This is a genomic window from Pelatocladus sp. BLCC-F211 (assembly GCF_041928655.1).
Classification (GTDB): Bacteria; Cyanobacteriota; Cyanobacteriia; order Cyanobacteriales; family Nostocaceae; genus Pelatocladus.
In genome coordinates, this window is sequence record NZ_JBHFLM010000228.1 from 1 (window position 1) to 19,714 (window position 19,714).

Below are 19,714 nucleotides of genomic sequence, written 5' to 3' on the forward strand. Positions count from 1 at the left end.
TAAGTAGAACGGCGGAAATAATTCAAGGTTTGTAGTGAGGACTTTAGTCCTCAAATAAGGACTGAAGTCCTTACTACGAACTTAATTCCCAATTTTTTACATTCCTTAACATAGTTCGATTTATTCCCACCGACTTACTTACCCATTAGTCCTACCAGTTACAGATAGTCCTTCCACAATGAGAGAAGGGGTATAACACGAACCATTCCAATCAGCGTCGCCGCCTAGTTTAGCTATTTGTTTGAGTGCAGTATAAACGTTACCTGCCACCATCGTATCTTTTACACGTCCTATTATTTCACCATTTTGGACACGATAGCCTAAATCTACGTTGATAGAAAAATCACCAGAAATTCCGCTTCCACTACCCAACATTTGATCCACGATTAAACCATCATCCAGTAACTTAATTAATTCTGGTAGTGATCCCGAACCAGGTTGGATGAGGAAATTAAATAAGCCAGGGGTGGGATAACTACCTAAACTTGGTCGAAAACCATTACCTGTGGAAAAACTACCAAGTTGACTTGCGGTGGTGCGATCGCAGTAAAAATTTTGTAATTCTCCGTTTTGGATAAACACCATAGGCTGAGTCGGAGTACCTTCATCATCAAAAGGACAACTGTAGGGTCCTGCTTCGGAATCTTGATAAAGGGTAAGGGAGGGAGAAACTACTAGCTTACCAATGCGTTCTGCCCAAGGAGAAGCACCTTCCAAAACGCGTTTCGCATTTAATGCAGCTTGCACAGTCCCCCAAAGCATATCAGCCGCTTTAGAAGTAAACAAAACTGGGACACGACCATGAGGCGGCGGGACGTTTTCTTTTGTCCAATCTAGATGCTGTAAAATTTGGTGAGCAAGTTTTTTCGGTTGGAGATTGTCACGTTCGGTTTCACCATCGGAAACACTTAAAATATCGTCTCCCCGTACCCATTCAGCCGAAATATAGCAACTGAGAGTAGTGTCGTTGTAGTAACAATCAAGACCTTTAGTATTTACAAGTCTAGTAGTTTCCACATCACATTCCCAGTCGCCGTTGCAAAGAACTTCTGGGTAAACATCACGAATTAGGGCGATTGTTTCTTTACCCCACTCCACTAATTTTTCTATTGATACATCTTGTCCTAAGTCAGGGTAAGAGGGCTGGAAGTTACTGCCTAATTCCAAGGTTTCCGGTTGATTTAGCTGACTCAAAGACAAGGCACGTTCTACCAAAGCTTGTGGTTCCACAATCCCATAGGCTACTGCCAGTCCTGGACGCCCATTAGACCATAACCTTAATGCTGTACCCTCAGCTTGGCTAGTTTCTAGCTGCTTGAGACGGTTTGCCTCAAAAAATACTGGTCGAGAAAGCGATCGCGATTGATAAACTTCAGCAGCTTCGGCCCCGGCTTTTAAAGCTAGTTCCAGCAATTGTTCTGCTAGTGTATCTTTTGGTAACTTTTTAGACACCATGTTTTGTACTGGCAGTGGATTAGGGAATAGTTAAAAGGGGGAAAGGTTAAAGGTAACAGCAGAGGGTAAAGGTGATAAAATTTCTCCCCTTACCCTTTATCCCTTAGCCTTTATCCATTTTTCTCTCCCAATTCACTTTAAGATAGATTGATCTCACACAACAGCCAAAATCCTGCAAAAGATTCGGATTGGGGATCAGACTGCACTCCGATAAAATGTACTCCATTGGCTTTTTGCTTGGCTTGTTCAAAATTTCTGGCTTCTGCCAGAATTTGAGGTTTTTTGAGATTCGCTAAAATCCAACTTTCTGTTGCACCAGTTTCTAACAGCAATCTTCCTCCTTGTGGACTGTCGTCAAATCTCAACCAAGCTAAATCTAATCCAGACATCCAGCCTGCCAGAGGTAACGCTCTTGGTGAGAAAATCAAGATCCCAGGAATGTTAGTTTCAACCGAAATTTGTGCTAACTCCAAGGGAAATCCTTCGCCAAAGTCAATTTTCCACTCAGGCATATCAAACAATTCTGATGCTGCTAAAGTCACAAATCCCCATTGTTGCCATTCCAAAGCATCTGGTAAACGTTGAGGTAAAGGTGCTTCTAGACGTACTGAGGGATTTACCCCGCCTTGGTACCCTGGTTCTTGTGGATACACTTGTTCCATCCGCTGCTCTAACCATTGATTAAGCATCAAAGTCCGTCGGCTTGGCTGTGCTGGAATGCTAATATCACCACAAGCTTTGGTAATCATATTATTCATTTGGCGACGGAAAAAGCGGATTTTAATCGGTGCTTCTCCTGCTTTGTCTATTGCTGACTGCAAAGCAGTTCGCAGCCATACAGAGTTTACCTGGGTACTGGGGCAATACTGAGCATAGCGAAACAAAGAATCAATTTTGGTGCGTGTATCTAAGGGACTTTCGCACACTAGAACTTCCCAAACTTTTTTCTGATTTTCGTCCAAAATTGGACGGGAGTAAAAATCAAGTTCCCAAATACTGCCCATGTGATGCCGTTAAAATTTGGCTACTTTTTTCTATATCTTCATCATACGAGCCTATGTGTAGCGTCGGGGCAAAGGTTGGGATGTTGTTAGCCAACAAAGAACTCGATTAACACTAAACATAAATAAAAACAATCTAAATTTTTATTAAAATTTGCTATTTTAGAAACAATCCATTTATTGAGTGTCCTGAGCTTCCTGTAGAAGCTTAGGATTTTTTTTGATTATTAGTCATTCTGTCGGATTATTGCCTAAATTAAGCCCATTTCTCGCAATCCTTGCCGCAATCGCTGTGCTTCTTGGGGATTATTTTTTTCATGTAAAGCGATCGCTCTACTAAAGGCAGCTAAACTAGCCTGTAAATTACCGATTTTGAGTAAGACAACGCCGAGATTTTGATATGCATCTGCGTAGTTAGGATTGATCCCAATAGCTTTTTGATAGCAGGCGATCGCATCTGTGTATAAACCCATTGCTTTGAGAGTCATACCCAAATTGTAATGAGTTGTGGCAAAATTAGGGTCAATCTTCAACGCATTTTCATAAGCAATCTTGGCATTATTTAAATCTCCAGCTGTTTTGAGTAAATTACCCAAATTGTTGTAAGCACCTAGTTTAAGAATAGGGTAAATAGGCAATTTAATAGCAGCTTGATAATGAGCAACAGCCTGTTTTAGATTTTGTAATCGGCTGTAGGCAATACCTAAATGATAGTAAAGTTCATACAAAATATCATAATTGTCTTCTGCGGTAGTCACTCCTCTTGCTAATAACTCTACACCTTCAGGAATTTTCCCAGTTTCGACATACAATGCCCCTAGTTTACTGCAAACATAGGGATCATCACGATGAGTTGTTAAAAACTCTTCCATTGCTGTTTGTGCTTTCGCATATTTGTTATTTTGGTTAATGGCATGTTTTTCATAACCAGAATGCAGAATTGCCACACCTTGTAAATAACCTACTTGCCATTGCGGCTCTTTGGATAAAATTTCAGTGACGCTATCATCAACTAAAGCATGGTAAGGGCGGGAAAAACAAATATCTGGATGATGACGAAATAAACGAGAAACTAAGGAATAAGGAGATTGTACCGCCCCAACTTCTTGACGAACTAGATTAATTAGTAAATATTCTTCTCTGTAGATCACCTCTTGCAACTGGGGTACAATTTTTTGTGTGAGACTTTCATCTGCATCTAAAACCAGAACCCAATCACCTGTAACATACTTTAGGGCTGCATTTCGGGCTGCACTGAAATCATTGCACCATGGAAACTCATGCACCTTTGCACCAAATTTCTTAGCTATATGCACGGTGCGATCGCTCGAACCTGTATCTAGTACTATTATTTCATCTACCACATTTTTGACGCTGCCCAGACATTTGGGAAGTGCTTTTTCTTCGTCTTTGACAATCATGCACAGACTGAGCTTCATAGGTTGATCGTATTCTTCTTTAAAATTTATGTAAATATAAACAACTTTTATTTTGTGCGAAAATCTATATCAAATAAAGACATCATGGGAAATTAATTCTGAAGCTTCTGATGCTCAATGAGATTGTCTTGTGGCGATCGCACTTAAAAAAGGGGTGTAGGGAAGTGAGGGTGTGAGGGTGTGAGGGTGTGTAGGCGCGTTAGCGACAGGCGTGCAAGTAGACAGGGAGTGTCTACCCGTAAGGGTGGGTGTAAGGGTGTAGGAGGAAGAATCACACTGTTACACCTCAGTTTCATGGGAACATCCCAATGTTTTCAATATGATGCTCCCCATCAAACCGGATTCCTATAGTTGTGAATTCTTTGTTAATTATTGAGTTTTAGTGTTTATTTTTAATAGAGACTCCCAATCTTGAATTGCTGCTTCAGACCACATCCAATTGTTAGCCAATTTATTTTTTTGAAAACTAATAGGATCATCTTTGATAACCATTTGCCGCAGTTTTACTGCTTCGCTAATATATTGATCTCGTTTAGAATCTGGCTGATTACGTGCAGATTTGTATAATCCAATAGCTAAACCTGCGTAAGCCGTTAAAGCATCCTGAGTTTCTTGTTTGGTTTTGGCTACGACATTACTGACTGATGCATTCTGTTTAACAGCCGCGTTCAAAGCTTTAAACCAAGAGTCGTTAGCACGATTGAGATTGCCTTCTGTGTAGTAAGCAAAACCTAAAGCATTAGAATACAAAAGAGAAGTTGGTTCGGTTTTTACGGCATTTTCCCAAAATCGACGGGCATCATCGACACTATATCTAGTGTCTTTGATTTGGGCAAATTGCCATGCTAACCGTCCTTTCAAAAAGTTGACAAAAGGATTGTCTAACTTGTCGGTAGGAATCAGATCAAGGGCTGTTTTTGCATTCTCTAGAGCATTGCGATCAAGAAGTGCTTCTACAGCTAATAGTCCATTTTGTAAGTCACCCTTGCTGAGTTTATCAGTAGCATAAGCAGTGACAATTCCAGTTGCTTCTGTTTTGAGATTAATCGGTGATAGACTAGGACTAGATTTAGATTGTGTGGGAATTCCTGGTATATCAGATAGAGTAGGAGTGCGTTGATTTTGTTGCCACCAATTTATACCTACAAATATTGCGATCGCACTCACTCCGACAACACTAATTATAGATAACAACTGACGTCTAGCCCGTCGTCTATAGGCAGCTTTCTGAGAAGGAGTAATGTAAGAAGAAACAAAAGTACTTTGCCAATCTGCATCTGCACCTAAGTTGTCATCAACAGCTACTTCATCCCTTCCTGGTGCAATTTGTCTGTTTGGCGCTAATTGCGGTTCAAATTCTCCCCATAAAGCATCTATATCTTCATTATCATCTATATTATTTTCATGCTCTTCTTCATCTTCTCCTATGAGTTTGGCTGTCATCGAAGTTTGCTCGTTAGCATCTGTTTGACTGCCTAGTTCACCAAATATCTCGGCAACGAAATTAGAATCTTGAGCATAGGTTGGATCATCATACTCAATTTCATCTACCAAATCGCCCCAGGTTTCTTCACCTAGCCAGTCTACCTCCGAAGATTCTTGTGTCAGTTCGGAGGGTATCATATTATCAATCGGCAAAGATAGACTAGTATTATCTGCTGTGGCTGGGTATAACGCTGGTGTCCCCCCTACAGCCTGATCATAATCGTTGAGTAATTTTGTGGTTTGGGGTGCATCAGTTTCCGGCCCAAGATAACCATTAAAATCTTTGTCAAGATACAAAATAGGCAACGCCCAATACATCTGATGTGATCCATAGGCAGAAATTAAGCCTTGACGTACTCGACTCACACACAGATCCACAGGATATCCCTGAGCAAGGTTGCGGTAAAATAACTGCGTCAATGTCAGTGCAACTTCATCAGGAATACGTTCTGACATTGCCAGAACACTCCTGATACCCCGCTTCACTAAGCTTTCGGTAAGATTGCGTTCACCAGTTTCTTGTGTGGGATCAGAAGTAGCTGCATAGGCTCCTAAGCAGGAATTAAACACTGCCATTTGAATGTTGTTGTTGACGAGTAAGCCTGCTAAGTCGTCTCCACTGAGTGTTTCGGTGAGGCCTGTTCGACTACTGACAAGATAAATTTCGCCGCCATTAGGGCCTAAGTTACTATGCCCGGAGTAGTGTAGGATGTGATACCGTCTTTGTTCAAGGACTTGTGTTAATTCCTCTCTACCTGGTTGTTCTAACAAAGTTAATTCAATTCCTGGCAGATAAGCCCCAGTTTCCGAGAAGCGTGGTGATTGACGATGCAGTTCCGCTTGTAGTTCTTCGGCTTCTTGTTTCAGGAGATTTAAACGGGTTCGATCATTAGGAGAAGCAATGATCATCAATACTCTGATCCCACCTTCTTCTGGCGGTGTCAGTAGATTTGATGGTAGACGAGATGCTGCATTAATTCCAGATTGGAAGCGAGAAAAGGCAATGTACGGCCCCGTAGCTAGGGGGCGATCGCCTGCGTGCATCACTTCCCAAGGCAAACGTGCTAACCGATTATCTTTTAACCCTAAACGTAACCGCAACACACCCTGGCGATTTTGGGCAATTCCTTGGGCGGCCATCCAACTATCTCTGAGCGTGCCTTTAAACAATTTCTCGTAAAAGTCCCGACCCAATGCTGCTAAGTTGACAGAGTTTCTGGCGATCGCGTCTCCCTGTAACACTAACTTCAATGGATCATTCATCAAATGTCCAGCAGCTGTCAACCAATCAGCTACAGGCCAAGTCACCAGTTCTTCTGCCAACGGCACTCCCTGCGCGACTCTTTCCGTCCGCACCAAGTAGTCGTTTTGTCCTACAGGGGTTACGGAAATTTGAAATTCCTGGGTCACAATTACTCCTGTTTGCCTCCTACTGATCCGGTTTTACACGCGATTCATTTTCAAGTTGATGTTTCGCTGTTTCTGATACATTTAGATGCATCTTGCAACTGAGATGTTTCTGATTGCAGTTGTTTTGCTGCTTTTGCAACTTCTACAACTTTAATCCGGATTTTGTCGGCTGTGCCTAGAACATTTTTATTGGTAGATGCACCTTGATCTTTAACTCCCCTGTTTGGCTAATACACGCTGGGGAGTTTTTCTATCATTACCAGAAAAACGTCCCCCATGCATCAAAATTTTACCTTTACTTTTCACGGAAAGGCTAGAAACTGACATCGGGTAAGGAAAAAGATATTCAAAATAATCTTTTCTTTAACCCTGCTTTTGCAACCTACTCCTCTCAAATACTGTTGGCTTATGCTGGGTAGTGTATCTTGTCCGCCTAATTATTTATCAAAAAAATCCACCGCATCACTACATCACTGTGTCTGAGCGTCATTCTTAATGATAAGTATTCAAGCAGACTTGATTTGACCCCTCATTCGCTCACAAATTAGTTTGTACCAGACGTTATAGCACGTTTGGTACATCTAATGGAATGGCGAGAAATTTTTCCACTTACCGTGAAAAGCCAGAAAAATTATCCTGATGACAATATAGACAACCAGAATTTTGGATTAGTAAATATACTCTGGTAACTCTGTTTCCCTAGTTAACTATCAAGCACTAGGGGGTTTTTATTTTTACCACCCTGTTTTTGGAAAAAACAGGACATGTAAGTATAGGTCTAATTCATATCTTGCCAAAAATGGAAGATTTTTTCGGATATTGGATCTGAAACCAGAAAAGTAAAAAAGCCAACTTAATTCCAAATGAGAAATTCACAATTGTTATGCCCAATTTTCCATTCTCTGTTTTCTATACCCTACTATCCGCTTAGTCCCATATTTTGATCCCCCTAGTGTTTGCATCCAAATTTATACTAACGATTTTGCTCTCAAGCAAAAGATTGGTAGATGACTAGTAGATGACTGGTAGATGACTGAATAAAAACTAGTAGATGACTGGTAGATGATTGGTAGATGACCGAATAAAAACTAGTAAATGACTGGTAGATGATTGGTAGATGACCGAATAAAAACTAGTAAATGACTGGTAGATGATTGGTAGATGACCGAATAAAAACTAGTAAATAACTGGTAGATGATTGGTAGATGACCGAATAAAAACTAGTAAATGACTGGTAGATGATTGGTAGATTAAATCTGATAACTCACTCCCCTTGTTGGTAATCGGCTACTGAGGGATTTTATGTTGTTTTTCATAACTATTTCATCCCATTTTCGCAAAATTATCCGGAACATGCAGGTTTTCTCAGAACATATTAATGGTAGATGCACCCTGATAACAAACTCCCCTTGATAGCTGTCGGCTACTTGGGGATTTTTTATGTGCAAAAACAAACATGTAGCCAAATTTTTGCACAAAATTATCCGGAGCATACTGGTTTTTCTCAGAACATATTAATGGTAGATGCACCCTGATAACAAACTCCCCTTGATAGCTGTCGGCTACTTGGGGATTTTTTTATGTGCAAAAACAAACATGTAGCCAAATTTTTGCACAAAATTATCCGGAGCATACTGGTTTTTCTCAGAACATATTAATGGTAGATGCACCCTGATAACTCGCTCCCCTAGTTAACTGTCGGTTGCTAGGGGATTTTTTTTATGTGCAAAAACAAACATGTAGCCAAATTTTTGCACAAAATTATCCGGAGTATACTGGTTTTTCTCAGAACATATTAATGGTAGATGCACCCTGATAACAAACTCCCCTTGATAGCTGTCGGCTACTTGGGGATTTTTTTGTGAGAAAAACACATGATAACGCATCTTTGCAAAAATTGCTCAGATGTATTAAAACTTTATTGTTTGTTTGCACTTCAGATACATTTGTGTATTTGTTAATTGCAAACTAATTTATTTTATCATTTTTATAGTTAGCCACATCGTCAGTTTATGTTGTGATGTGGAAGCACATGTAAAGCTTGGGGATTGGGGATTGGGGATTGGGGATTGGGGCTTGGGGATTGGGGATTGGGGATTGGGGATTGGAAAATCATCAGTATCTCAATTACCAATTACCCATTACCAGCCTACGCGACAGTATAAGTCTTCAAGCGAACATGATATCATTACTGCTTAGGCTTCTTGATAAATTACTTCCTGAAATTGAATTACATCTTTTTGTGGGTCAGCGTGGGAAACTTTCACTGCAACTTGTTCTCCCAACTTTAAAGCACGCCGAAAGGACATTGGCAACTGCAAACCCAAATCTTCCAAAAGAATTAGTGCTAAACCGCTATCTTCTCTCAACCACATTAATACTGTGGCGTGCCAAACGCTATCTGTACAACGGCGTAAGTACTCTAATGCCCAATATCTGTTAGTCTGCCGTTCTACCATTGTTACTTCTTGGGTGATGGTAGTGACGGTCATCATTACTTCTTTGAGTTGTTCGGCAGAAAAGGGCAGAATATCCCCGCGCAGATGTGCTTTGAGTTGAAAATGGGTGAGCAAGTCGCTGTAGCGGCGAATGGGAGAGGTAGCCTGAGTATAAGTATCTAAGCCTAAACCAGCATGACGCACTGGTGTTATGCTCATTTCACTCTTGGGCATACAACGACGCATAGCACAGGCTCGGACAAAACCTGCTGGTAGCTGGAGTAATTCTTGTTCGGGAGGTAATTCTGGTTGTGGTTGACCACGAAAAGGCAGAGGAATTTGATGAACTTGTCCATAACGGGCAGCAACTTCACCAGCAAGTATCATCATCTCTGCTACTAGTTGTCTGGAGGTGGAGTCGTCTAAAACATAGATGTTAATGTCGTCTTCTTTGACTTTAATCATCGCCTCCGGCATATTAATGCTGATGGCTCCTTGGGCATATCTCCAATTTTTACGCTTATTAGCCCATTTGGCGATCGCGGCAATTTCTGGTTCCGCCTGCACGCCTAAGTCCAGCACTTCGTCTACATCTTCGTAGGTGAGGCGATAAGTAGGTTTAATCAAACTGGCATGAATGTTGTAATCTTCTACCGCCCCAGATGCATCTAAAATGATTCCAAAGCTCAAAGCACAACAAACCTGTCCTTGCACTAAACTCATGGGCCCAGTTGCCAATATTTCTGGAAACATGGGAACCATACCAGTAGGTAAATAAACTGTGCTACCCCGCTTTCTGGCTTCTAGGTCTAACTCATCTTCTGGCATCAAAAAGCGTGTTGGGTCAGCGATATGTACCCACAATCTTTCCCGCCCATCTGGAAGTTGCTCCCAACTCAAACCATCATCTATTTCTGTAGTACTTTCATCATCAATTGTGTACACTTTGAGATAGGTCAGATCCAAGCGGTTAGAATCTGGATCAGGCGGTGGTGATTGCAATCGCTTTTGCGACACTTCTAGTACCTTTGGAGGAAATTGGACTGGAATTGAGGAACGACGCAGAAATAAATTTTCATGAGGACTCCACCAACCCAAGTCTACCAATAATTGCAAGGCTCCTTGGGGTGTTGCAGAACGTCCTAGCATGTTCATCGTTTCCAGGACTGGTGCTGGCGGCGGATAGGCACGAGCCAGAGAGTCATAATTTAGCCCTACACGCACAATATCGGCAAGCAGCGCAGCATATTTTTCTAAAGCTTCTAAGCGGTGGCGGTCATGTCTTTGCCACTCGACTGCTTCACCTTTGAGCGCTTGCTCGACACGAGCCAAAAATTCTTGTTGTCCTTTTGCTTTGAGCGCCTCTACTTCTAGTTGGTGTTTGCGTTCTGCGACCTGAACTGCTGTGCGGGGTTCGTAAGAGTCTCCTTTTTGCTTGAAATAGATTTTATCGTCTGATAGCAAGCAATAAGCAGCGTAACACTGAGGTGCTTGTGATCCCGAAAACAGTAGATTTGCCATTTCTTGTGGCGTTACTGTTTCCCCATCCTCTACCAGTAGTTCCCAAGCTACTTCTAAACTTGATGGATCTAAGTAAGGCTTGACTTCTTCTTCTAGAAAACTAGAAATTTGTGAGGATTTATAGCTTTGTCCGTTGACTGTGTAGGTGATTTGTCTAGGCGCGAGACTGTGAGATTGACCCCGTTCATCGATAACGAACCAACGGGTTTTACCGTCTGGACGATCTACCACACCCAAACGGCGATCGCCTTGAAGTCTAAATTCAACTAGCGTCCCCTTCTCCACAAGCCTCGCATCTTAGATTAAAATTTTAGATTTTTGGTTTTAGATTTTGGATGAAATAACTTGCTATTAAATCCTAAATCCAAATCATTTTAAGCTTGACTCAACCGATTTTACACTTAAACTTTCTTAGATTTTAGATTTTGGACTCAGAAACGCCAAGTGCAATGCTACGTAAACTCAGCTGATTGATCTAAAATCCGCAATCCAAAATCCAAAACTAAAATTCTACTTAGCCTTCTGCATTGATAAACGGCAACAAAGCCAAAATTCTAGCGCGTTTAATCGCTAATGTTAACGCTCGCTGTTGCTGACATGTCAATCCAGTGATTCGACGTGGCAAGATTTTACCGCGCTCAGTGATAAATTTACGCAGCAAGTCTACATCTTTGTAGTCAATTGGTTCTCCCGGCTTAATCGGAGACAAACGACGACGATAATAACTCATGGTTGCCTATTTAATTTCCTTATGAACGGTATGTTTGTTGCAGTGAGTGCAGAACTTTTTGAGTTCTAAGCGGTTGGTGGTGTTACGACGATTCTTAGTCGAGGTATAACGTGAAACACCTGGAGAACGTTTATCTGGATTTGTACGGCACTCCGTACATTCCAGTGTCACTATGATTCGGACACCTTTAGCCTTAGCCATAATTTTACAAACAATTAAGCCTGAGAATAATTAACACAAATACCTATCTTCGCACATTTCGCTGCAAAGTTTCAAGTATTCGCTTGACTTTTATATCTAGCGAATAGCCACGACTTGTCGAAACGATTATAGTCTTAGCATAGCGGTCGTGCAAAGCTTGCCGCATCTGGCTGTCAGATGCAGCAGCTGTACCACAATCGATCGCTAGGGGAAGTATTAGCAGTATAGCAGTGGGATTGCGGATAATATTGCTTAAGGCGATCGCAAGTAAAAGCGCACCCAAACCAATGATCGTCTCTCGTTTCAAAAGAGCTTGTAAATCAGGTACTTTTCCCCGTTCAACTTCCAATACTCTCAGATCCAGAGCATACTGTCCTAAACTTTGTCCTTGGTTGTTATACACAACTACTACTCGTAATACCAACCAAGCGATCGCAAAAACTAGTATTTGGAGAAATTGAATCCCAAGCGCACTAGTTCCCAACAAAGAGCTAACTGACCAAACAATCAAAAAATCAATCCCAAATGCCATAATTCGTCGCCCAAATTCAACTCTGGGATAGTTTGGTGGGGGTCTGTGTTCAATAGTCATAAAAAATTTTGCCTGTATAAATTATTGCAAGTATTATTGTTTTTTTATATCTTTTTAATCTTAAAAGCTTTTAACCCTAAATATAGCGATCGCTATTTAACCAATTCTTAGTTGAATATAAGCATTTTTTATGAGCTAAATATAACAAACATGAGTAATATTGAGTAAATCTCAAAATAACTAAAAATAAAGTGGATTAAATGAGTAAATTGACAGAGAACACTCACGAGAAGAGAGTACATCTTCATTATCTAGATGGTTTACGTGGTTTAGCAGCTTTATATGTAGTTTTTTCTCATCTATGGGAATTACAAGGACATAATTTACCAGGAATGTGGCTGAATTTTAGCAAAGTTTTTAGATATGGACTTTTTAGTGTAGCTATATTTATTGTCCTTTCAGGATACTGTTTAATGCTGCCAGTATCTCGTTCTCATACAGGTTATATTTCCGGTGGTTTATTGAATTATGTAAAGCGGCGAGCGCGTCGAATATTGCCACCATATTATTCAGCACTGATATTGTCATTAATAGTCGGTATCTTAATCACAATTTTAATTAATCTTCATTTACTATATTGGAATAATAATATCTGGGGACATTTTGAGCATAATTTTTCACTTTTTGATGTTGTTTGCCATCTATTTTTAATTCACAATCTTATTCCCAACGATGAAATTTATAAAATCAATGGGCCAATGTGGAGTGTTGCTACTGAATGGCAAATATACTTCTTATTTCCTCTAATTTTACTGCCCATATGGCGACGTTTAGGCTGGTTTGTAGTGATCAGTTTGGCTTTTTTATTAGGATTATTACCTTATTATTTATCCCATGGATTAATCGGCAGAGCGCATACATGGTATCTTGGTTTGTTTGCTTTAGGGATGATGGCAGCAGATATCGGATTTTCTCAAAAACACTATTTGCAAAAAATCAGAAAATCACTACCATGGGGTTTATTAGCCACAATATTTTTTGGGATGGCTTTATTGGCTGATATGTCGCAAAAGTTTGGCTTAGAAATATGGGTAAATGAATTGTGTGTTGGTTTAGCTGCTGCGTGTTTGTTAGTCTACTGTACTAACTGCATAGTAGAAGAGAAAACACCACCTTTAGTATTAAAAATCTTACAATCTCCTGGAGCGATCGCACTAGGAACATTTTCTTACAGCTTATATCTACTACACTCTATAGTCTTAACTGTACTCAATCAGTATTTACATACTTTACAATTTACCCCTCTCAAAAGAGAGATTATCTTCTATACAACTGGTTTGTCACTATCATTATTGACTGCCTATATTTTCTATTTAATCTTTGAGCGTCCATTTATGTCTGGCTTCTTACAAAAACGGAAAATTAAAGATGCCATTAAAATAGATGGAAATTAATGATGTCGTGATTCAAGCCTAGTAGTACGGGAGCATCCCAAATGTTTAAAATCCCCTCAGACTAGAAGTCAGGGCTGCACAGATAAAGCCTGTCTACGCAAGCTAGAATGAGTCCGCCTGATATTGTGTTTGTCTTCACAATACCAGGTGGACTTGGTTTGTGTACCCGTGATTACGAACATCGCCAGGTATTTTTTAAAAATTGGGATGCTCCTGCGATTTCTAACCGCCAGGGCTAGGTGCAAAATCTCAGTTTACCCAGAACTGATAAAATTTTCAGCAATAAGCTACTTCTGCTGATACCAAAATCTTTACAGCATTTTCTAAGTACAGCTTTGCATTAATTCGTAGCTTTTTTAAACGCAGAGGAACGCGGAGTTAGCGCAAAGGGGCGCAGAGTCTTTATGAATTTAATTCGTTACGAACTTGTGAAATCCTGTACTAAGTACAATAGACCACGCACTAAGGGCATATAGCAACGTTGTGCTTCTATAGTAATTATGTACTTAAATTTAGGAGAAAATTGCTATTAGCTACACTTTGACGTGTGGGCGATCGCATTGTTTGAGTTTTTAGCTTTCTCAAATAACAGTTATTGTGTAGTACAAATAAAAAGTAATTTAAACTACATTACTTCTATTGCTCTTAATATAGATAGACACTGTATTAGTCAATTTATTATTACTTGATTATTTTTAATATTTCTTTAGATATGTTTATATTCCTACTACAGTCAGAGGTAGATAACACCAAAGTAAGAGGAAATATAGAAGAAAAAGGTTTTGTTTTGGAAGAGCTTCATTTTTTGAGTATCTTCTCATAAAATCACACATTTAATAAATATCTTGTTGTATGAGTTGTTTGTTTCCTGAAGAAAATTTGAAGAAAATACAAATTCTTGTTGTTGACGATGTCATCGATAATTCTTTACTACTAGCAACAATTCTAGAGTCCGAAGGTTATCAAGTTGACATTGCTTCTGGTGGTTATACAGCAATTGCCAAAATAGAAGCGAATCCACCAGACTTAGTGTTATTAGATTTAATGATGCCAGAACTAGATGGTTATGAGGTAGCCAAATGGATTCGACAAAATCAGCCTTCAGTTGCAATTGTGATAGTGACAGCCTATGACGAATTGCCAACATTTGAGCAGCAACAATTACAGGTAGATGGATTTCTGCACAAGCCGATCAATATTGATGAATTATTGATGCAAGTGCAAGCTCTTCTTGAGCCAGAATGAGGACAAGGGATCGAGGATCGGGGATCGGGGATTGGAAAAGAGACTTGTTAAATAATTCTCCCCACACTCCCCGATCCCCGATTCCCTTCCCCTAATTCCGTCTTTGTTGCGCTTGTTGTAATAATTGTTCTGCTTTATTTGCCCATTCAAGATTATTCTGAATTTTGTATAAATCTCTTGCGAATTGCAGTACTTGTACCGCATCTGCGTACTGTTGTAATTGTATAAAAGCTAGTCCTGCACCATAATAAGCATTAGGATAATTGGAATTAGCTTCCGCAGATTTTCTAAAGGCTTCTAGGGCATCTTTTGACTTACCTTGGTTATATAAAACTGAACCAAGACTATAATAAGCTTCTGGATATTTCGGATTTATTTGTATTGCTTTACGAAAGGCTTCTTTGGCTTTATCGATTTTGTTTTGTTGCAGATAACATATGCCTAGATGATAGGCTGGTTCTGGCGCATTTTTGCTATATTCTATTGCTTTTTTAAAAGATGCGATCGCTTTATCCCAATTTTGCTCTTCCTCTCTCACCAACCCCAAGTTATAGTGAGCTACCCCCAGTTTGGGATCAAGTTCTATTGCTCTTTGTAAATAATCATTTGCTTGCTGTAAATTCTTGCCTTCTAACAATGCACCGCCCAAATTCGCATAAGCTAAAGCAAACTGGGGATCGGCTTGGGTAGCGCGATAAAATGCATCCGCCGCAGGTTGTAACTGTCCAGCTTGTCGTAGTGCTAAACCCAAATTGTAATGTGCTGGAGCAAGGCTGGGATCTAATTGAGCAGCTTGTTGAAAAGCCGCGATCGCATCTTGTATTTTCCCTGTCTGCACAGCTTGCAATCCCTGATTTAAATAGTCTGTAGCCTTGCTGGGAGTATTCTGTGCCAATAAAGAACAAGGTAAAAAAATCATTCCACTTATAAATATCAAACTCACCAATGTCCGAAGGCGATATTTATAGACTAATACCTGCATATACTTTACTATCTTGCACCTACATTTAGTTACGTTCTCTTAACAAAGATTTGGTGAGGATGGCAATATATTTACTAAAGTTAAAGTTTATATAAAAAACTTTGTAAATTTTAATTATTAGTGACCGAAATCTTACAACAAAATACGATTCTTTGCCGCTTGGTTAAAGGCGAGTTAATGTCAAATTAAAGACGGGATAATTTTCTAAATAACGGTTTTGAACTCTTCATAACTCAACTATTAGGCGGTTATAAACATAGGCCGCAAAGGAGTTTTTATGAACGAAAAAGTAAAATCGGGTTCGCGAAACGTCGCAATTGTCGGCCCTTATTTGAGTGGAAAAACGACCTTACTAGAAAGCTTGTTATTTGTAACAGGTGCGATTTCTCGTAAAGGCAGCGTTAAGGATAGTAACACAGTCGGCGATAGCTCTCAAGAAGCACGCGATCGCCAAATGAGCGTAGAAGTCAGCACTGCTAACACTGAATATAACGATATCCGCTTCACCTTTATTGACTGTCCCGGCAGTGTAGAATTTGCTCAAGAAACTTACAACGCCCTGATCGGAGTCGATGCAGCAATTGTAGTTTGCGAACCCATCAATGATCGCGTCCTCACTCTTGCGCCTCTATTTAAATTCCTGGATGACTGGGAAATTCCCCACCTAGTCTTTGTTAACAAAATGGATCGGGCAAACATCCATGTTTTGGAAACATTGCACGCCCTTAAAGCTGTTTCTAGTCGTCCCCTAGTTGCTCATCAATACCCAATTATGCGGGAAGAACAGCTAATTGGTTTTATTGACTTAGTTAGCGAACAAGCATATCACTATCATTCCGGCGCACCTGCTGACCCCGTCCCATTTCCTGAAGAATTAAAAGAAGAAGAACACATTGCACGAGCAGAAATGCTCGAAGCTTTAGCAAATTTTGACGACCACTTACTAGAAGAACTTTTAGAAGACATTGAACCGCCCCAAGAGGAAATCCTTAAAGATTTAAAAATGGAATTAGGGGCTGATTTGGTAGTACCAGTGTTCTTTGGTGTCGCCGAACAAGATTACGGAGTCAGACCCCTACTAGAAGCCTTAGTGCGGGAAGCACCAGAACCAGAAACCACAGCCGAACGTCGCTTAGGTAGCAGCAAAAAAAACGATGCTACTATTGCCCAAGTGCTAAAAACTTATTACACTCCCCAAGGTGGGAAACTTTCCTTAGTGCGGGTTTGGCAAGGTAAACTCACCGATGGTATAGTCCTCAACGGTGTTCGTGCTGGTGGTATCTATCATCAGATGGGACAACAGCTACACCAAATTAATCAAGTTGGGGCTGGAGAAATAGTGGCTTTGAGCCGGATGGAGGGTATCAAGACAGGAGATACAATCTCTAACAATGCTGCGAAGGAATTACCCAAAACTGGACAACTCGAACCAGTTTATGCCCTCGCCATTATTCCCGAAAAACGCAACGATGAAGTTAAACTGAGTGGTGCGATCACCAAATTATTAGAAGAAGATCCTTCTCTTGCTTGGGAACAACACGGGGATACCCACGAAGTTATCCTTTGGGGTCAAGGCGAAATTCATTTACAAGTGGCACTAGACCGCCTGCGCCGCAAGTATAATTTGCCGATGACAACCCACTTACCACAAATTCCTTATAAAGAAACCATCCGCAAACCAGCTTCATCAGTTCACGGACGCTACAAACACCAAAGTGGTGGTCACGGTCAGTTTGGGGATGTTTATCTGGACATCCAACCTCTATCACGGGGCGAAGGCTTTAACTTTAAGGAAACCATCGTTGGTGGCGTAGTTCCCAAACAGTATATTCCCGGTGTGGAAATGGGTGTGCGGGAAGTTTTAGCACACGGGCCTTTGGGTTTCCCGGTTGTAGATGTGGCGGTAACTTTAACTAACGGTTCATACCACACCGTTGATAGTTCCGAACAAGCATTTAAGCAAGCTGCCCGTGTAGCAATGCAAACCGGAATGACTCAGTGTCAACCAACTCTGCTAGAACCAATTTTACGGGTACAAGTGACAGCCCCCAGCGAATTCACCTCCAAAGTTATGCAGTTGGTGACTGGTAGACGGGGACAAATATTAGGTTACGAAGCTATCCATGATTGGCAAGGTTGGGATAGTGTTACAGCTTACTTACCACAAGCCGAGATGCATAATTTTATCGTTGAATTGCGATCGCAAACTCTCGGCGTCGGTTCGTTCCACTGGGAATTCGACCATCTCCAAGAAGTACCAGATAAGCTTGCTGAACGTATTTTGAATACTAATAGTGGTAACGGAGGTAATGGTAATAGCAAATAGTTTGGGATTTTAGATTTTGGATGAGTCTAAAATCTAAAATTCACGCCCTGTACTCAAAAGTGCAGGGCTATTTTTCGATTAATATTAATGATTTTTTAATACGTTTTGGACGTGTTGTTGAAATGTTAATTCTTTTGCACTCCAATGTTCTTTGAATGCTTTTAAATTTTCTAATTTTATTGCTTTTCCACTTGGGGGAAATTTAATCTTACAACCAAATACTTCATCCGTATGTGGAGGATTATGCCAATCGTCAGTCATCCAAACTACTTGAACAAGACGATAAATATTAAATTCATCTCCAGCTTGTTCGTCACAATAAACTTGATTGTTTAACATTTGAACAATATGTGTCACTTTCCCATGTTGTCTCAGAATCATCAGATCACCTTCTTGTAGTTCTTTTACATGAGTTTCGTCTTTATGTTCTAAATTTCTCCAGTGTAAAGCGAAAATCTTTAAGTTTGGATATATGGTAGCTATGCTTCGATAAGCCCAAGGTTCAGCATCTAAAGGTTTTACGTTTTTAGTCCAAATTAATCTATTTAAATCCATAAGTATTTCTCTTAGCTGTTATGTACCAGAATGTATACTCATAGTTTTCCCTAAAATATCAATCAAGTAACAACACTTCCTTTTTACATATTTCATGAAAAGCCCAATAGTCAGCGATTATCTCCTGCTACGATATTTCTATCAGCCCTGGATTTTGGTAATTGCTAATGGTGACACTTCAATTACGACAATTAAGTGTTCCGCCGGGACATAGAGTTATCTTTCACGATGTCAATTGGCAAGAATTTGAGGCAATTTTAGAAGAACTTGGCGAGCATCGAGCAACTCGATTAGCTTATAGCCAGGGAACTTTGGAGATTACAATACCATTACCAAAGCATGAGGTAGCCAAAGTCATTATTGGAGATTTGGTGAAAATCCTGCTCGAAGAGTTAGAGATTGATTGTGAAACTTTTGGTTCAACTACCTTTAAGCGTGAGGATATGGCTTTTGGTATAGAACCGGATGATTCTTTTTATATTCAAAATCATGCTCGGATGATTGCTAAAGAGCGAATAGACTTGACGATTGATCCACCACCTGACTTAGTAATTGAAGTTGATGTCACTTCTAAAACTCAACTGGATGCTTACGAAGCACTAAAAGTCCCTGAACTGTGGCGATATGAAGATGGAAAACTACAGATTAATATTCTTCAGAATGGCAAATATATAGAATCTGAAATGAGTGTTACTTTTCCCAACTGGGCTATTTTGCAAATAGTTCCCCAATTTGTTGAACAAAGCCGAACAATAGGTAGAAGTCCGGCTTTGAGAGCTTTTCGAGAATGGGTGAGAGAAAATAAACCTCGTCCATCTTGAAAAGAGGAGTTTTTCAAAAAGGACATTATGTAGGTTGGGTGGAACGGAGTGTAACCCAACATTAACCAGACTATAATGTTGGGTTTCGCTGTCGCTACACCCAACCTACAAAACTACAG

Annotated in this window: 15 protein-coding genes; 5 read left to right on the forward strand and 10 right to left on the reverse strand. The window is 40.2% G+C overall.

Translation table 11 applies throughout. The features are described from left to right. Nucleotides 1-138: 138 nt before the first annotated feature. From ACE1AT_RS27165 to ACE1AT_RS27200, 8 genes are all read right to left on the reverse strand, one after another. Nucleotides 139-1,455 (reverse strand): TldD/PmbA family protein, encoded by a 1,317-nt coding sequence (locus ACE1AT_RS27165; RefSeq protein ID WP_374874088.1) that lies wholly within the window; start codon nt 1,453-1,455, stop codon nt 139-141. A gap of 137 nt (nt 1,456-1,592) precedes the next feature. Next, nucleotides 1,593-2,459 (reverse strand): Tab2/Atab2 family RNA-binding protein, encoded by an 867-nt coding sequence (locus tag ACE1AT_RS27170; RefSeq protein ID WP_374874090.1) that lies wholly within the window; start codon nt 2,457-2,459, stop codon nt 1,593-1,595. Between the two features lie 248 nt (nt 2,460-2,707). Further along, complete coding sequence (locus ACE1AT_RS27175; protein ID WP_374874113.1) at nt 2,708-3,877, reverse strand: tetratricopeptide repeat protein; 1,170 nt, start codon at nt 3,875-3,877, stop codon at nt 2,708-2,710. A gap of 387 nt (nt 3,878-4,264) precedes the next feature. Beyond that, entirely contained in the window at nt 4,265-6,790 is a 2,526-nt protein-coding gene (gene hetF / locus ACE1AT_RS27180) for a cell division protein HetF (RefSeq protein ID WP_374874092.1), read from the reverse strand. 2,195 nt (nt 6,791-8,985) lie between these two features. Beyond that, nucleotides 8,986-11,034: a ribonuclease catalytic domain-containing protein gene (locus ACE1AT_RS27185; protein ID WP_374874094.1), complete on the reverse strand. Its 2,049-nt coding sequence runs from the start codon at nt 11,032-11,034 to the stop codon at nt 8,986-8,988. Nucleotides 11,035-11,263: 229 nt separating this feature from the next. Next, entirely contained in the window at nt 11,264-11,479 is a 216-nt protein-coding gene (gene rpsR / locus ACE1AT_RS27190) for a 30S ribosomal protein S18 (protein WP_131116523.1), read from the reverse strand. Between the two features lie 6 nt (nt 11,480-11,485). Further along, nucleotides 11,486-11,680, reverse strand: coding sequence for a 50S ribosomal protein L33 (gene rpmG / locus ACE1AT_RS27195; RefSeq protein WP_071589147.1), 195 nt, complete (start codon nt 11,678-11,680; stop codon nt 11,486-11,488). Between the two features lie 43 nt (nt 11,681-11,723). After that, nucleotides 11,724-12,272: an RDD family protein gene (locus ACE1AT_RS27200; RefSeq protein WP_374874097.1), complete on the reverse strand. Its 549-nt coding sequence runs from the start codon at nt 12,270-12,272 to the stop codon at nt 11,724-11,726. A 200-nt stretch (nt 12,273-12,472) separates the two neighbouring features. On the opposite strand from ACE1AT_RS27200, the gene ACE1AT_RS27205 reads away from it, so the two are divergent. The 3 genes from ACE1AT_RS27205 to ACE1AT_RS27215 all read left to right on the forward strand — a co-directional run bounded on the left by ACE1AT_RS27205 (nt 12,473) and on the right by ACE1AT_RS27215 (nt 14,911). Further along, nucleotides 12,473-13,666: an acyltransferase family protein gene (locus ACE1AT_RS27205; protein WP_374874099.1), complete on the forward strand. Its 1,194-nt coding sequence runs from the start codon at nt 12,473-12,475 to the stop codon at nt 13,664-13,666. Nucleotides 13,667-13,773: 107 nt separating this feature from the next. Beyond that, complete coding sequence (locus ACE1AT_RS27210) at nt 13,774-13,905, forward strand: hypothetical protein (RefSeq protein WP_374874101.1); 132 nt, start codon at nt 13,774-13,776, stop codon at nt 13,903-13,905. 613 nt (nt 13,906-14,518) lie between these two features. Beyond that, entirely contained in the window at nt 14,519-14,911 is a 393-nt protein-coding gene (locus tag ACE1AT_RS27215) for a response regulator transcription factor (protein ID WP_374874103.1), read from the forward strand. A gap of 91 nt (nt 14,912-15,002) precedes the next feature. Here the strand turns inward: ACE1AT_RS27215 and ACE1AT_RS27220 are convergent, their stop codons facing one another. After that, complete coding sequence (locus ACE1AT_RS27220; RefSeq protein ID WP_374874105.1) at nt 15,003-15,893, reverse strand: tetratricopeptide repeat protein; 891 nt, start codon at nt 15,891-15,893, stop codon at nt 15,003-15,005. A 277-nt stretch (nt 15,894-16,170) separates the two neighbouring features. Here ACE1AT_RS27220 and ACE1AT_RS27225 point away from each other — a divergent pair, with 277 nt between their 5' ends. Continuing rightward, nucleotides 16,171-18,219: an elongation factor G gene (locus tag ACE1AT_RS27225; protein WP_374874107.1), complete on the forward strand. Its 2,049-nt coding sequence runs from the start codon at nt 16,171-16,173 to the stop codon at nt 18,217-18,219. An 84-nt stretch (nt 18,220-18,303) separates the two neighbouring features. On the opposite strand, the gene ACE1AT_RS27230 is transcribed toward ACE1AT_RS27225, so the two are convergent. Then, nucleotides 18,304-18,774: a hypothetical protein gene (locus ACE1AT_RS27230; protein ID WP_374874109.1), complete on the reverse strand. Its 471-nt coding sequence runs from the start codon at nt 18,772-18,774 to the stop codon at nt 18,304-18,306. A 167-nt stretch (nt 18,775-18,941) separates the two neighbouring features. Here ACE1AT_RS27230 and ACE1AT_RS27235 point away from each other — a divergent pair, with 167 nt between their 5' ends. Beyond that, nucleotides 18,942-19,595, forward strand: a complete 654-nt coding sequence (locus tag ACE1AT_RS27235; RefSeq protein ID WP_374874111.1) for a Uma2 family endonuclease — start codon at nt 18,942-18,944, stop codon at nt 19,593-19,595. Nucleotides 19,596-19,714: the final 119 nt, after the last annotated feature.